11 protein-coding genes are annotated in these 14936 nt (G+C 67.3%); 6 read left to right on the forward strand and 5 right to left on the reverse strand.

What is annotated here, in order from left to right; translation table 11 throughout:
- Positions 1-100: 100 nt before the first annotated feature.
- From R9B84_RS01030 to R9B84_RS01045, 4 genes are all read left to right on the forward strand, one after another.
- Positions 101-1675, forward strand: coding sequence for a TIGR04222 domain-containing membrane protein (locus tag R9B84_RS01030; protein ID WP_423758938.1), 1575 nt, complete (start codon positions 101-103; stop codon positions 1673-1675).
- Positions 1676-2085: 410 nt separating this feature from the next.
- Entirely contained in the window at positions 2086-2829 is a 744-nt protein-coding gene (locus tag R9B84_RS01035; RefSeq protein WP_423759940.1) for an acetyltransferase, read from the forward strand.
- 39 nt (positions 2830-2868) lie between these two features.
- The gene (locus R9B84_RS01040) at positions 2869-4815 is read left to right on the forward strand and encodes a tetratricopeptide repeat protein (RefSeq protein ID WP_423758939.1); all 1947 of its coding nucleotides are present in this window, start codon (positions 2869-2871) and stop codon (positions 4813-4815) included.
- 52 nt (positions 4816-4867) lie between these two features.
- Positions 4868-5566: an acetyltransferase gene (locus tag R9B84_RS01045; RefSeq protein WP_423758940.1), complete on the forward strand. Its 699-nt coding sequence runs from the start codon at positions 4868-4870 to the stop codon at positions 5564-5566.
- A 10-nt stretch (positions 5567-5576) separates the two neighbouring features.
- On the opposite strand, the gene vioA is transcribed toward R9B84_RS01045, so the two are convergent.
- The 5 genes from vioA to R9B84_RS01070 form a co-directional block, all read right to left on the reverse strand.
- Positions 5577-6719, reverse strand: a complete 1143-nt coding sequence (vioA, locus tag R9B84_RS01050) for a dTDP-4-amino-4,6-dideoxy-D-glucose aminotransferase VioA (protein WP_423758941.1) — start codon at positions 6717-6719, stop codon at positions 5577-5579.
- 32 nt (positions 6720-6751) lie between these two features.
- On the reverse strand, positions 6752-9100 hold the full coding sequence (locus R9B84_RS01055; protein WP_423758942.1) for a tetratricopeptide repeat protein: 2349 nt from the start codon (positions 9098-9100) through the stop codon (positions 6752-6754).
- Between the two features lie 252 nt (positions 9101-9352).
- Complete coding sequence (locus R9B84_RS01060; protein ID WP_423758943.1) at positions 9353-9652, reverse strand: flagellar protein FliT; 300 nt, start codon at positions 9650-9652, stop codon at positions 9353-9355.
- Between the two features lie 25 nt (positions 9653-9677).
- Positions 9678-11186 (reverse strand): flagellar filament capping protein FliD, encoded by a 1509-nt coding sequence (fliD, locus tag R9B84_RS01065; protein WP_423758944.1) that lies wholly within the window; start codon positions 11184-11186, stop codon positions 9678-9680.
- A 132-nt stretch (positions 11187-11318) separates the two neighbouring features.
- Positions 11319-12473: a flagellin gene (locus R9B84_RS01070; RefSeq protein WP_423758945.1), complete on the reverse strand. Its 1155-nt coding sequence runs from the start codon at positions 12471-12473 to the stop codon at positions 11319-11321.
- Between the two features lie 528 nt (positions 12474-13001).
- Here R9B84_RS01070 and rpsU point away from each other — a divergent pair.
- Both rpsU and R9B84_RS01080 read left to right on the forward strand, forming a co-directional pair.
- Complete coding sequence (gene rpsU, locus R9B84_RS01075; protein WP_006401410.1) at positions 13002-13214, forward strand: 30S ribosomal protein S21; 213 nt, start codon at positions 13002-13004, stop codon at positions 13212-13214.
- Positions 13215-13690: 476 nt separating this feature from the next.
- A complete protein-coding gene (locus R9B84_RS01080; protein ID WP_423758946.1) occupies positions 13691-14926 on the forward strand; it encodes a PepSY-associated TM helix domain-containing protein in 1236 nt (411 codons plus the stop codon).
- Positions 14927-14936 lie beyond the last annotated feature (10 nt).

Consider the following 14936-nt stretch of genomic DNA (forward strand, 5'->3'; position numbering starts at 1 on the left):
GGACCTGTGTCGCGCGGCCTCGTCGTTATGCGAGAATCCCCCGCAACGACAACTCCAAGCGTCGATCGCGGCGGCCGTCCGCGCATCGCGCCGACTCCCGATGGCTGCCATCCCGTCTACCTCGACCGCAGTCGATGCCCGCGCGCTGACCCTGACCGATACGCAGCAGGCGCTGCTCGCGCGCCTGCAAGCCTATTCCCCCGACGACCCTGACGCGCCGCTGCCGTACAGCCGGCGCCTTGCCGATACCGAAGGCTGGTCGCACACGCACGCGCTGGCCGTGATCGACGAATACAAGCGTTTCGCGTTTCTCGCGCAGGCGGCCGGCCACCCGGTCACGCCATCGGTGGCGGTCGATGCCGCCTGGCATTTCCACCTGCAATACACGCTCGAATACTGGGACGTTTTCTGCGCCGGCGTGCTGCGCGCGCAGCTGCATCACATGCCCGGCACGGGCGCGCCGGACGAGGCCGCCGTGTATGCGCGGCGCTATCGCGATACGCTCGACAGTTATCGCCGGCTGTTCGGCTGCGAGCCGCCGGAGTCGATCTGGCCGCCTGCGGACCTGCGTGTTGCACCCGGGTCGCCGGAGCCGCCCCTGTCGGCCGCGGACGAGCCGGTCGAACCGGATTCGCCGGCCGCCTCGCCGGCCGGCAGTGCCTGGCGCAACCGGCTGCCGAAGCTCGTGTTGCCGGCGGCCGCCGCGAGCGTTGCCGCGACCTGCGCGTCGGCGCAGGACTTCAACGTGCTGAACTACACGGGGCCGCAGTTTCTCGCGTTCTACGTGCCGGCCTGCGTCGTCGCGTTGTTGCTGATCGCAGGCCTGCAACAGATCGAATATCGCTGCCGGCGCAGGGGCTCGCGCGCTCGCGAAGCGTCGTCGAACCTGACCGTCGAGGAGGTCGCGTATCTCGCCGGCGACGAATCGCGGGCCGTGCAAGTCGCGACGCTGTCGCTCATCCATGCGGGCGCAATCGACTTGAGGACGGCGGGGCGGCTGGGTGCGCGCGTGCAGAGTGTCGATGTGAGGCGCGCCGGTGCATACGCGGACGAATGCTACTGGCTGGATGGGCAACCTGGCGGGGAGGCCAGCTTCGGCGCGTTCCGGCAGCTTCTGGCACGTCGGGTTTCCGAATGCGCGGGTTCGTTGCGCGAACGCGGCTGGATTTGGGCGCCCGGCGAGATGTGGACGGCACGCATCGCTGCGCGTGCGATTGCGCTGCTGGTGCTTGGCACGGGCGCGGCGAAACTGGCGGTCGGGCTGAGTCGAGGGCGGCCGGTCCTGTTGCTCGTCATCGGCATGGCGGCATTCGCGATCGCATACGGCGGCGTCGCGCGGCGCTTGACCGGCTTCGGGCGGACTGGCCTGACGGCGGGTGCGCAGGCGTCGCTTGCCGCGCACCGGAGCGCGCGTCGCGGCGAGTCCGATTCGCCGGACGAGTTGTTGTGGGCTGCCGCGCTGTTCGGCGCGGGAGCGCTGGCCGGTACCGCGTGGGCCGTGCATTCGAGTGCACTGATGGAGCCGCCGTTGATGCGGGCCGCAATGGCGGCGCGTACCGGCGGTTCGGATTCGTCCGGCAGCAGCGGCTCGTCGTCGAGCTGCAGTTCGTCGAGTTCGTGCAGTTCCAGCTCATGCAGTTCGAGCAGTTGCGGCGGGTGCTCGTCGAGCAGCTGAGCACGAGCCGTGCGGCGCTGGCCACTGATGGCGGGCAGCGCGTCGCAGGCGGCGCAGCGATAACACGCCATCGGGTCGGCCGGGCCCTGCCGGCGGAACGGGGTGGCCGGATCGGGGTGACGCTTCTGCGGAAGCCGACGCCGGGGCGCCGTGATGGAAAAGCGCCTGCCGTCGAGCGCTGAAGGCAAGTCCGCTTCGACGCCTGGCGTATCCAGGCGGCGGACTCGGGATCACACCGGCCCCATCGGCGGAACAGAAGTCAGAACGCCGTTCTTATTCGTTGTCGATCGTTGCCGCGCGCTTCCTATACTGCATCGTCCATGATCGCGGCCGATGTGCCGCATCGTTTCCCCGTTCCTGCCAGGCGGCCTCGGCATCGAGCCGCAGCGCCGGCACACTTGCGACCGCGAATGAACGTTACGACCTCCGACGACTGTATTGGCGTGCTGCCCGACCATCCGTGGGCGAAGCATTTCATCGTGCTGGGCTACCGGGATGGTGCCTTTTCGACGATTCCGAACAACTTTTTCCGCAACTGGCTCGACGAAGAGGCGCAGGTCGGCACCTTTCATATCGGCCGTTGCTCAGGGCTCGGCGTGGGCTCGATCGCGAAGTACGACCAGGACCATCAGAAACTTGTGATCGGCAAGAACGTGGCCGGCGGAATGCGCCTGCGATTCCTGCTGAACGGTCAGCACGAGATGCGCACCATTTCCACGAGCATGTTCAGCATCTACGGTAACGATCTCGTCAACGCGCCGATGCCGCAATACGCGGATACCGTGATCCACAACGACGTCTGGATCGGCGATGAAGCGCTGTTCCTTGGCGGCAGCCAGATCGAGAGCGGATGCGTGATCGGCGCGCGGGCCGTCATTCCGCCCAATTTCCGCACCGAGGCTTACGGCATCTATGCGGGCTCGCCGGCCCGTCTGGTTCGCTTCCGCTTCACGGAGAAAGTGCGCGAACAATTGCTGCAGCTCGCGTGGTGGGATATGCCGCTCGACTGGATCAAGCAGAACAACGACGCATTTCTTGTCGATCTCACTGCCGACGAAGGGCGTGCGCTCGACACCCTCGCGGCGCTCAAGGAGGCCAAGGACCGTGCGGTAAGTACGTCCGGGCACCCGGCCGCTGCACCGACCCCCATCTGACCGTTCGTTCGCGATGCGGGCCACGCATCGCCGCATGACATGACGCCTGCTTCCGACGAATCCGCGCCCGTTCAACATGCCGCGGCCCTGTGCCAGAACGGACAGTTCGCCGACGCGCTGTCGCTTGTCGCGCCGCTGCTCGACGCGCCTGAGCCGGCCGGTGCGGCGCTGCACGTCGCGGCCGTCTGCGCGCTCGGCCTGAACCGGCTGGCCGACGCGGAAGCCTGGTGGCGGCGCGCGACCGACGCGATGCCGGCGTTCGAGCCGCCGTACGACGGCCTTGGCGCGCTGCTCGTGTCGCAGGGCCGCCTGCCCGACGCCGAGGCGATCTTCCGCCGGCAACTTGCGTCCGTCACGCCGTTGCGGGCGTCGCACCATCACCGGCTCGGCAAGGTGCTCGACATGCTCGGCCGGTTCGACGATGCCGAACAGGCGTTCGGACAGGCGCTGATGATCGAGCCGCAGTCGCCGGACGTGCTGACCGATCTCGGCAACGTGCTGCGCGTTCTCGGCCGGCCGGCCGAGGCGGAGCTCGCATACCGGCTCGCGATCGCGGTGCGCGCCGACCACGCGCTCGCGCACGCGAATCTCGGCGCGATCCTCATCGACATGCAGCGGCTGCCGGAAGCGGAAGCGGCCAGTCGGCAGACCCTCGCGCTGTGCCCGGACCACCCGGAGGCGCATTACAACCTCGGCATCGCGCTGCAGAATCTCGATCGCCTGCCCGAAGCGGAAGCGGCCTATCGCGATGCGATCCGCTGCCGTCCCGGACTGCCGCAAGCGCACAACAATCTCGGCTGCGTGCTGCGCGCGCAGGGCCGTCACGACGAAGCGGCGGCTGCGTTCGCCGACGCGCTCGCGCTCGCGCCGCAGATGGCCGAAGTGCACGCCAACCTGGGCGCGACGTTCGCGCATGCCGGCCGCCACGACGACGCCGAACGCGCGTACCGCCGCGCGCTCGAACTGCGACCCGACCATGGCGATGCCCGTTTCGGGCTGGCGACGCTGCTGCTCGCCGTTGGCCGGTTCGACGAAGGCTGGCGCCGTTACGAATCGCGCTACGCGCAGTCGGCGTTCGTACATCGCCGGACGCGCGAGGTGCTGCGGTGTGCGCAGTGGCAAGGCGAGCCGCTTGCCGGCAAGACGCTGCTCGTCTGGCAGGAAGACGGCCTCGGCGACATGCTGCAGTTCAGCCGCTATTTCGCGGAGTTTCGCGCGCGGCATGCGGCGCGCGTGGTCTTTGCGTGCCAGCCCGCGCTGCATCGGCTGATGGAGACGCTCGACGGCGTCGACGAAGTGCTCGATCACGACGTGGCCACGGCGCGTGCGGCGCAATTCGATTACTGGACGAGCCTGCTGAGCGCACCGATGCATGCCGGCACGACGCTCGACACGATCCCGCCGCCGGCGCAGCTCTCACCCGATCCCGCCCGCGTCGCGCGCTGGCGCACGCGCCTCGACGCGCTGCCGGCCGGCCCGCGTGTCGGGCTCGTGTGGAAAGGCAACCCGAAGCATCGCAACGATGCACACCGCTCGCTGCCGTCGCTCGCGTTGCTGACGCCGCTGTGGAGCGTGCCGGGCGTGAATTTCGTGAGCCTGCAGAAGGGGCAGGGCGAGGACGAGGCGCGCGATCCGCCGGGCGGTCTGCCGTTGCTGCATCTCGGTTCGGAGATCGACGATTTCGCGGATACGGCCGCGATCGTCGCGCAGCTCGATCTCGTGGTGTGCGTCGACACGTCGATCGCGCATCTGGCCGCATCGCTCGGCAAGCGTTGCTGGGTGCTGCTGCCGAATCAGGACGTCGACTGGCGCTGGATGCACGACCGCGACGATTCGCCGTGGTATCCCGGCACGGTGCGGCTGTTCCGCAGAGGGCGCGACGAGAACTGGATCCAGATGGCCGAGCGCTTGCGCGAGGCGTTTGCCGCGTATTTTGCAGCCCGTTGCGCGACGGCGGACGAAATGGCGCCTATCGTCCTAACGTAATGGCGCGTGCCGAATGGGCGCGACGACGCGGCATACTGCGCGGAACGCGGCCATGCCTTACCTGCTGATCAGATCAATCGAGGCCCTCGTGGAAAACATCGTCATCGTCGGCTCGTCCGGTCACGCCAAGGTCGTGATCGACATCGTCGAACAGGTCGGCCGGTACCGGATCGCCGGGCTGATCGATTCGTTCCGGCCCCGCGGCGAGGAGACGCTCGGCTACGCGGTGCTGGGCGCCGAACGCGACCTGCCGGATCTGGTCGATGCGCACGGAATCGCCGGGCTGCTGGTCGCCATCGGCGACAACCACGCGCGCGAGAACGTGACGGCCGCTCTCGCGGCGCTCGTGCCGTGCCTGCCGAGCGTGTCGGCGGTGCATCCGGCAGCACGCATCGGCAAGGCGTCGACGATCGGCGCGGGTACGGTCGTGATGGCCGGCGCGGTGATCAACCCGTGCTGCACGATCGGCGACGGGTGCATCGTCAACACGAATGCGTCGCTCGATCACGACGGCGCGATGGAGGATTTCTCGAGCCTCGCGCCAGGCGTCGTCACGGGCGGTAACTGCCGGATCGGCCGCGGCGCGGCGATCGGCCTCGGCGCAATGTTGCGGCACCGGATCGCGGTCGGCGAGCACGGCGTCGTGGGCGCGGGCGCGGTCGTGCTGCACGACGTCGAGCCGTACACGGTCGTGTACGGCAACCCGGCGCGCCGGATCCGAGCGCGCGCGGCCGGCGAGCGCTACCTGTAAGCGCCGCGCGTCAGGCGGCGATCAGTCCGACGATGCGGCGAACCATGTCGTCGGTGAGCGCCGGGTAGATCGGCAGGCACAGCACCTTGCGCGCGGCCTCGGTAGCGACGGGCAGGTTGTCGCGGTTTGCGGACGGCAGCCCACGGTACATCGGGAATTCCGAAATCAGCGGATGGAAGTAGCGGCGCGCATACACGTCGTAGTCGCGCAGCTTCCGGTACAGCGCATCGCGGTCGAGCGGATAGTCTTCGTCAACGAGGATCGCGAAATACGCGTGGTTCGCGACGGTCTGGCCGCCGAGCGGCACGCAGCGGATGCCGCGCACGTCGCTCAGCAGTGTGCGGTACAGCGTGTCGATTTCGCGGCGGCGCGCGAGCGCGCCGTCGATGTGCTGCAATTGCAGCATCCCGAATGCGGCGTTGATCTCGCTCATCTTGCCGTTGATGCCGGGCGCGACGACCGTGACTTCGTCGACGAAACCGAAGTTCTTCAGATGGTCGATCCGCTGTTTGGTCTTCGCGTCCGGGCAGATGATCGCGCCGCCCTCGAACGTATTGAACACCTTCGTCGCGTGGAAGCTCAGCACCGACATGTCGCCGTGCGCGAGCACGCTGCCGTCGGCGTTCTGTACGCCGAACGCGTGCGCCGCATCGTAGATCACGCGCAGGTTGTAGTTGTCGGCGATCTTCTGGATCGCGTCGACGTCGCACGGATTGCCGTAGCAGTGCACGGGCATGATCGCGGTGGTCTGCGGCGTGATTGCCGCCTCGATGCGCGCGGGGTCGAGATTGAGCGTGCCGGGCGCGACGTCGACGAATACCGGCTTGATGCCGTTCCACAGCAGCGAATGCGCGGTCGCGACGAACGAGTACGGCGTCGTGATCACCTCGCCGGTGATGCGCAGCGCCTGCAGCGCGGTGACGAGCGCGAGCGTGCCGTTCGCGAACAGCGACAGGTACGGCACGCCGAGGTACTCGCACAGCGCGCGCTCGAACTGCTGATGGAACGGGCCGCCGTTGGTCAGCGTGCGGCTCTCCCAGATCTTCTCGAGGTACGGCAGGAATTCTTCGAGCGGCGGCAGGTGCGGCTGCGTGACGTAGATGCGTTCGTGCGGCAGTTGCGCGACGGACGACGCGGGCAGGCTGGCGGTCATGGCGGTCTCTCTTTTTCGATAGCGCGTGGCGTTCAGGCCTCGGCCGCGGCCTGTGCGGTGGCCGTGTCGTCGAACAGCGGCGTGTCGAATGCGGTGACGGGTTCGCCCGCGCACCAGCGGGCCCACATCGTGCGCAGCGCGGACGACAGCCCGGCCGCGACGATGGCCGGTCGGAACGCGGCGGATTGCAAGCAGCGCGCGCGCAGGCCTGCGCGCAGCGTCTGCAGCGCGGCGGTGTCGCGGCCGAGCGCCAGCGCCTTCGCGACGAAATCGTCTTCGTCCGTCGCGATGTATTCGTCGAGCCCGACGTGCTGCAGCCAGCCCGCGCTGCCGCGCCCGGCCATCGTCGCGCCGGGGAGCGTCACGGTCGGCACGCCCATCCACAGCCCGTTCAGCGTGGTCGTCGAGCCGGTGTACGGGAACGTGTCGAGGCAGAGATCGACGCCGTGGTGCTGCTGCATGTAGACCGGAATGTTCGAACGGCGGTGGAACGTCAGGCGGCCGACATCGATGCCCGCGGCGGCGAACCATGCGGTCAGCGCGTCCTGGTCGCGGTCGTTGCCGACCGCGCCGAGCGCCATGCGCGCAGTCGGATCCGCATGCAGCACGCGCGCCCAGACCTCGATCACGTGCTGGCTCAGCTTGTTCAGGCGGTTGAAGCTGGCATAGGTCGTATAGCCGTTGTGCAGCGCCGGCAGCACGTTGACGGGCGGGCAGTTCGGCGGCGGCATGAACGGCGCGATCGCGGGCAGCCGCACGATCTGCTCGACGAACTGGTCGTCGAATGCGCCGTGCGGCGCGACGAAGCGGTCCGTCAGGTAGTAGTCCATCTTGCCGAGGCCGGTCGTGGCCGGATAGCCGATCCACGACGCCTGCACCGGCGCCGCGCGTTGCGCCAGCGCGACGAGCCGGTTGCGGCCGGTATGGCCCGACAGGTCGATCACGATGTCGATGCGGTCGTTGCGCACGCGTTCGAGGAAGGCCTGGTCGCTCATGCCGGCGACGTTGCGCCAGGTCGTGGCGTGGGCCTTGAAGCGCTCGGACGTCTGATCTTCCTCGAAGTGATTGTGATAGAAGTGCATCGCGATGCCGGAATCGGCCGCGAGCTGCTCGATCACGGGCACCGCGTAGGAGGAAACCGCGTGGCTGAACAGGTCGCCCGACACGAAGCCGACCTGCAGCTTGCGCGCCGGGTCGCGCGGGTTCGAGAACATGGCCGCACGCTTGCGTTTGTGATTGTCGTAGCGCTCGCCGAACTTGCGGTGTTCCGCAACGAGCGCCTGCGGATCGAATTCGCTGCTGTGCGCGATACAGAACAGCATGCTGCTGTGGGTGACGCTGTCGGTCGGGTTGATTTCGATCGAGCGCTTCAGCCAGCCCACCGCTTCCTGCGTGGCGCCCAGTTCGAGCAGCACGAAGCCGAGCGTGCTCATCGGGGCGGCCGCGCCGGGTGCGAGTTCGACTGCGCGCCGGCAGGCCGCGATCGCTTCGTCCGTGCGGCGCATCGCGAACAGCACGAGAGCGCGGACCCGCATTGCCTCAGGGTGATCCGGCTGGAGCTCGAACAGGCGCTGACACTGTTCGTCGGCTTCCGCGAGACGGTTCATCGCCCGCAATGTATCGGCGAGCAGGATGCGCACGAGCACTTCGTTCGGCAGCAATTCGACCGTGCGAAAGCCGGCCTCGATCATCTCCGCGAAGCGGCCTTCCCGGTGATGCGATGCGGACAGCGCGCGCCAGCATGCGCCGTCTTCCGGGTAGTCGGCGACCAGTTTCCGCGCAAGCGCGGTGGCTTCCGCGTGCTTGTTCTTGTCGAACAGCGCCGCGTGCTTTTGCAGCAGCGTCTGGCTGGGGCGGCGGACAGGCTTGCCGGCGTCGTTCCGCCCGGCCGGGCCGGCCGCGGTTTCAAGGACGATCGCCGCGTCGATGCCGCTTGGGGCGACGGTGACCGCTGCAGTCGCGAGCACGATGTCGGGCGATGCCAACTGCGCGATCAGGCCGTCCAGTGCGGGGCCGTGCACGCCGCGCTGTTGCGCGATCTCGACGGCGATCCATGCAGCGGCCGTTTGTCCGCTGCGATGCAGCGCGTGGATGTAGCTGACCCAGTAGTAGCCGTTGGCCGGATTCGAGCCGATGGCGGCTTCGAAATGCGGTATCGCGTCGGCCGGGCGGCCCGTATCGACCAGCAGGACCGCGAGGTTGTAGTGCGCGTCCCCATGCGTGGGCACTGCGTCGAGGATGGCCTCGTACAGCGCCCGGGCGTCGTCGAAAGCACCGGCGCGCTGGCGCTCGAGCGCGTTGTCCAGGACGAGCGCGATGTCCTGCGCAAGCTGCTGTTCGGGCGTAAGCGTGGCGGAGGCGGACAGGTCGAGCGAGAGCATGATGGAATCTGCGGAAAGTCGGTCGATACCATTATGGGTAGCGCGCCGCTGCGCCGATGCCGCGAGATGACGGTAAAAGCCCGGTCAGTTTGGCCGATTGAACGGGCCGCCGCGGCACGGGAGACGCACCGGCGGCGTGCAAAAAAAACGCCCGCACGAGGCGGGCGGAGGCGAACGAGCACGCCCTCACATCAGCGCGTAGTTCTTGTTGTCGGGTTGGCGCGCGCGGCCTGGCGCGCTGCCGGGTGCGTCTCAGCGGCTCGCGACGCTCTGGTACTGGCCGACCGCCTGCACACGGCCCATCGCAGCCTGGTATTCGTCGGTCAATTCCTGCTGCGCGCGTTGCGCGCCGGCGAAGATGCGGTCGTTGCTGGTCTGCATGCGGCGGATCGCGGCGATGCCGGCGGGCGGCTGGTCGGCCGCGAGCAATACGACGAGCGACCAGCGCGCATCGACGAGGCGCACCGCCTCGATCCAGTCGGCCATCGCGGCCGCATGTTCGATTGCGTCCGTGAGCGCGTCGAGCTGCGCGATCAATTCGGTCTGTTCCATCGTGGCGCTCCTGTCCGGCTGGCGGTCAGCCCTTGTTGTTCGACATCGCGCCGGCGCTGTTCGCGCCGCCGAACAGCTGCGTCAGGTACTGCGAGTTGCTGTTCATCGTCGCCATCACCTTGTTGAGCGCGGTGAACTGCGCCTGGTACTGGCTGGTCAGCTGTGCCGCGTAGTTCGACAGGTTCGTCTGCTGCGTCGTGACGCTCTTCTGGTCGTTGCCGAGCGCCGTCGTGCGCGTGGCGATCAGCCCGTTCGTCTTCGTGTAGTTCGTGATGTTCGTCGTCAACTGCTGGCCGATTCCGTTCGTCGAGTTGAACAGCGACGCAATGCCCGACGGGTTGGTCTGCAGCGCGGTGTTGAGCGCCGTGCTGTCGGTCTTCAGCGTGCCGTCGGCCTGCAGCGTGACACCGATCGACGCGAGGTTGATCGTCGAGCCGTTGTTGTTCACGCCGCTCGCGACGATCGACGCGAGCGAGTTCTTGATCGTGTTCAGCGTTGAATCGCCGAGCAGCGCGCCTTGCGACGACGCGCCGGCCGTGAAGCTCGACAGCGAGCCCATCGTCGTGACGAGCGTGTTGTAGAGCGTCACGAAGTTGTTGACCGCGGCGGCCTGGGTTTTCGTGTCGGTGGCGACCGTCAGCGTCTGGGTCTGGCTTGCGTTGACCGCGGCCGAGGTCAGGTTCAGCGTGATGCCGGTGATCGCGCTCGACACGGTGTTGCTCGCGCTCATGCCGGCGATGCCGTTGATCGTGTACGCCGCGTCCTGTGCGACCGTGCTCTGCTTCCACGCGGCACTGCCGTTCGCGGACGTGAACGTCGACTGGCCGCCCGTCGTGCTGGCCGTCGACGTGACGCCGAGGCTGGACAGGCCGTTGTCGCCGGACACGTTGCTGAGCGCGACGCTGATCGTGTTCGCCGCGCCGGTCGGCGTCGAGCTGAGCACGAGGTGCGCGCCGTCGCTGCCGTTGACGACCGACGCGACGATGCCCGGGTTGCCGGCCGTGCTGTTGATCGCGGCGGCGATGCCGGACAGCGTGTTGTTCGTGCTGTTGACGTTGACCGTGAATGACTTGCTGCCGAGCGACAGCGTCATCGTGCCGGTGCCGAGCGCCGTCGACGAACCGAACGCGGCCGACGACAGCGACTGCGACGTCGCGATCTGCGTGACGCCGACGGAATAGCTGCCGGCGACGGCGCCGACGCCCGCGGTCGCGGTGAGGCCGGTGCCGCTCGCGGTCGCGGTGAAGGTGTTCTGCAGCGAGCCGTTCGACAACGTCGTGACGCTGGCCTGCAGTGCGCTCAGCGCGGCCGAAAGGGCGCCGTACGCGGAAATCTGGGTGCTGTCGCTGTTCTGCTGCGCGTTGAGCGCGGCGGCCTGACCGGCGGTCTTGGCATTGACGAGCGCCGTCACGAGCGAGTTGACGTCCATCGACGAGTTGCCGGTCGAACCGCTGATGATCGATTGCGCAGCCTGCTGCAGCTGGCTGTTGGCCGAGTTGTTGGCGGAAGTGACGGCGGAATTGATCGTCGACATCGTATTGCTCCGTGCGGCGGATGATCCGTGGAATGTTGGGTGAAGACCTGGCCGCGGGGCAGGGCCCCGCGTGCCAAGTGCTTGCGGCCGGGCCGCGCGTTACGCGGGGCCCGGCCGTCGGTTGCTACGCGATTACTGCAGGAGCTTCAGGACCTGCTGCGGCAGCGAGTTCGCCTGTGCGAGCACCGAGATGCCTGCTTGCTGCAGCACCTGGTTCTTCGACATGTTCGCGGTTTCCTGCGCGAAGTTCGCGTCGGTGATTTGCGACTGTGCCGACGACAGGTCGGTCGATTCTGCCTGCTGCGACGTGGCGATTGCCGTGAAGCGGTTTTGTGCCGCGCCCAGTTGTGCCTGAACGTTGTTCACCGTTTGCAGCGCGTTGTCGATCGATACCATCGCGACGTTTGCACCGCTGACCGTGCTGATGTCGAGGCCCGACACGGTTGCCGGCTTGTTGACGGCGTTGATCTGCGCAACGGCGTTCGTGATCGCGGTGAGCGCCGCTGCCGACATGCTCGAGCTGGTTGCGCTCGTTTGGATCGACAGAGCGCCGACTGCCGTGCCCGAGCCGGTCGTTGCGCTTGCGCCGAACACAGACTGGGCAACGGTTTGCGCGATGGCCCCGCCGTTCTGGTCGGTGAACGTGTAGCCACCTTGACCGTCCGACATCACGTTGATCGCGGTAATCGCTGCGCCCGACGACGTGTACTTGCCGGCGGTGTCGAGGCTCAGGCCCGTCACCGTGCCGACCGTCTGACCCGTCTGCACCAGGCCGCCGCCGATCTTCGCGGCCGACATGCTTTGGCTCAGGTCCAGCGAGATCGTCTGGCCGACGTTCGCGCCAACCTGGAACGACACGATGCCCGCGTTGCCGTTCAGGATGTTCGTGCCGTTGTACGTCGTTTGCGACGCGATACGGTTCACTTCCTGGATCTGCTGCGCGACTTCCTGTTGCAGTGCTGCCTGGTCGGTCGTGGACATCGTGCCCGTCGACGCCTGGACGGCCAGCGTGCGGATACGCTGCAGGCTGTTCGTCAGCGACGACAGAGCGCTCGATGCCGTTTGAATCATCGACACGCCGTCGTTCGCGTTCGACACGCCCTGGTTCAGGCCGTTGATCTGCGTTTGCATCCGCGTCGAAATCGCGAGGCCGGCTGCGTCGTCGGCTGCGCTGTTGATACGCTTGCCCGACGACAGACGCGTAATGGCTTGCGACAGTGCGTTTTGCGAGCCGTTGAGGTTCTGCTGTGCAACCAGCGAGTTGATGTTGCTATTGATTCCGAGCATGGAAAAATCTCCTGTTTAAGCCGAAAGCCCTGGGAAGCCGATTTGCCGTTTTTGGCGTCGGCGGAAGCACTCGTTCATTGCTGGCCGCCTCAGAGCAGGATTTCGGCGTACCAAAACAAAACTTGAGGGCCGAGTTGAGATTCGGCCCGATTTTTTATCGTTCTTTGTCATTTCGGATAGGGCCGGCCAGCTGCCCGATCAACTGGAGGCAGAGACCGGCCTGTCGACGGAGTGGCAAGGCTGTGCACACGCGATCGACAAAAGGATGGTTTTGTCTGTGATTCCCTGCTATGATGGCGGGCTGAATTGAGATTTCTGTCACGCCTTTGCCGTTTTCGGCATGTTTGCTGGCAGTCAAACGCGGCGCTGCACGCGGTTGTGAAGCGTACTCGCGGTGCTTTCCGCCTCTCTTTTCCGGCCTCCGAGGCCGTATTTCCGCTCGTTTCGCCTGTTTGGGGGACGCTCGGTTGGCCGGTGCGTGGCGCTTGGCCGCTACGTTTTTGACCGTTTAAGCAATTTAGGAACGACATGACGACGATTCTTCTGAAAGAAAACGAGCCGTTCGAAGTGGCGATTCGCCGCTTTCGTCGCGCTATCGAAAAAAATGGCCTGATCGCTGAACTGCGCGAACGCCAGTCTTACGAAAAGCCGACCGCAGTCCGCAAGCGCAAGAAGGCAGCAGCCGTCAAGCGCCTGCACAAGCGCCTGCGCAGCCAGATGCTGCCGAAGAAGCTCCACTAAGAGCGTCTTAGGGTTTGCCGCGAAACGGCGGAGTGTGCCTCGAAAGAGGCCGCTCCGCCGTTTTGCTTTTGGGGCCGGGAAAGGCCCGAAGCCGCGCTGCGCGGCGCGGCTGTTCCGGCTGATGGCCGGCGGTTTTTGGCCGTCGGTACATCGTCGGAACGTTCAGAAGTCGATTTTCGCGATCAGGCGAGGGCGGCGACCACGCCGCGTGGGCGGACAGGAGAGTGGCGGCGAGGCTGACGGTCACGACGGGTGCGCAAAAAACGCAAGTAAGAATCATTCGCATTGCGTTAAAATGCCGCGCATCGTATCGAAACCCGCCACGCGCGCAACCATTCCATGGCGCGCGCAAGGACATCCGGCCTTGCCGCGCGACGGCGGGACGGCTCGCGCGGCACCCGACATCCCATGACCTGTATCCCGTCGAATCGGGGCCGCCGTTCGTGCCGGCCCGCTTTCCTTTCGCTGTGCACGCGATGAATGCGTTCCTGCGACCGCTTCTCGTCCGCCTGCACCGCTGGTTCGGGCTCGCCATTGCGCTGTTCCTGTTCGTCGCGGGGCTCACCGGCGCGCTGATCGCGTGGGACCACGAACTCGACGCGGCGCTGAACCCGGATTTCTACGTCGCGCGCAGCGACGCGGCGCCGCTCGATCCGCTCGCGCTCGCGGGACGCATCGAGGCCGCCGACCCGCGCGTGCAGGTGACCTATCTGCCGCTCGCGGTCGAGCCGGGGCGCACGCTGCAGGCGGGCGTGATGCCGCGCGCCGTTGCGGCCGCCGGCCAGCCGCCCGCGCTCGACTTCAACCAGATCGCCGTCGATCCCGCGACCGGTGCGGTGCAGGGCCGCCGCGAATGGGGCGCGCCGTCGCTTGCGCGGCTCGACCTGATGCCGTTCGTTTACCGGTTGCACTACTCGCTGTTCCTGCCCATGTACGGCGGGATCAACTTCGGGTTCTGGGTGATGGGCGTCGTCGGGATCGTGTGGGCGATCGACAGCCTGATCGCGCTCGTGCTCGCGTTTCCGAACCTGAAAAGCTGGCGCAAGTCGTTCGCGTTCCGCGTGCGGCGCGGTGGCTATCCGCTCGTGTTCGACCTGCACCGCTCGGGCGGCGCGTGGGTGTGGGGGCTGCTGCTCGTCGTCGCGGTCACGTCGATCTCGATGAATCTCGGCAATCCGCTCGTGCGACCGCTCGTGTCGCTGTTCTCGCCGCTTGCCGAGACGCCCTATACGAATCCCGAGCACTTCCCGCCCGCACCGGCGGGCAGCAAGGTGCTGCCGCGCGAGCGGATCGTCGGGATCGCGCGTTCGGCCGGACGCGATGCGGGGATCGCCGCGCCGCCCGGCGCGCTGCTGTTCGCGCCGGCGATGAACGTCTACGCGGTCGGGTTCTTCACGCCCGGCAACGACCACGGCGACGTCGGGCTCGGCAATGCGTGGCTTTACTGGGACGCGGTGACCGGCAAGCCCGTCGCCGCCCAGGTGCCGGGCTGCGGCTCGGCCGGCGACCTGTTCATGCAGGCGCAGTTTCCGCTGCATTCGGGGCGGATCGCCGGCATCGCGGGCCGCGTCGCGGTGAGCGCGCTCGGCATCGTCATCGCGATGCTGAGTGTCACGGGCATCTGCATCTGGGTGAAAAAGCGCAGTGCGCGCGTGCGGGCCGCGCGGAGCGCGCGGTCGGTCGTGCCGGCGTCGTCACGCGCGGCGCGGTGAGCGGGCGGGG

The organism is Burkholderia sp. NLJ2, assembly GCF_049487195.1.
Lineage (GTDB): Bacteria > Pseudomonadota > Gammaproteobacteria > Burkholderiales > Burkholderiaceae > Burkholderia > Burkholderia pyrrocinia.

Coding starts and splice junctions, on each gene's coding strand:
- R9B84_RS01030 (WP_423758938.1), top strand. CDS start 101: ATGGCTGCCATCCCGTCTACCTCGACCGCAGTCGATGCCCGCGCGCTG.
- R9B84_RS01035 (WP_423759940.1), top strand. CDS start 2,086: ATGAACGTTACGACCTCCGACGACTGTATTGGCGTGCTGCCCGACCAT.
- R9B84_RS01040 (WP_423758939.1), top strand. CDS start 2,869: ATGACGCCTGCTTCCGACGAATCCGCGCCCGTTCAACATGCCGCGGCC.
- R9B84_RS01045 (WP_423758940.1), top strand. CDS start 4,868: ATGCCTTACCTGCTGATCAGATCAATCGAGGCCCTCGTGGAAAACATC.
- vioA (WP_423758941.1), bottom strand. CDS start 6,719: ATGACCGCCAGCCTGCCCGCGTCGTCCGTCGCGCAACTGCCGCACGAA.
- R9B84_RS01055 (WP_423758942.1), bottom strand. CDS start 9,100: ATGCTCTCGCTCGACCTGTCCGCCTCCGCCACGCTTACGCCCGAACAG.
- R9B84_RS01060 (WP_423758943.1), bottom strand. CDS start 9,652: ATGGAACAGACCGAATTGATCGCGCAGCTCGACGCGCTCACGGACGCA.
- fliD (WP_423758944.1), bottom strand. CDS start 11,186: ATGTCGACGATCAATTCCGCCGTCACTTCCGCCAACAACTCGGCCAAC.
- R9B84_RS01070 (WP_423758945.1), bottom strand. CDS start 12,473: ATGCTCGGAATCAATAGCAACATCAACTCGCTGGTTGCACAGCAGAAC.
- rpsU (WP_006401410.1), top strand. CDS start 13,002: ATGACGACGATTCTTCTGAAAGAAAACGAGCCGTTCGAAGTGGCGATT.
- R9B84_RS01080 (WP_423758946.1), top strand. CDS start 13,691: ATGAATGCGTTCCTGCGACCGCTTCTCGTCCGCCTGCACCGCTGGTTC.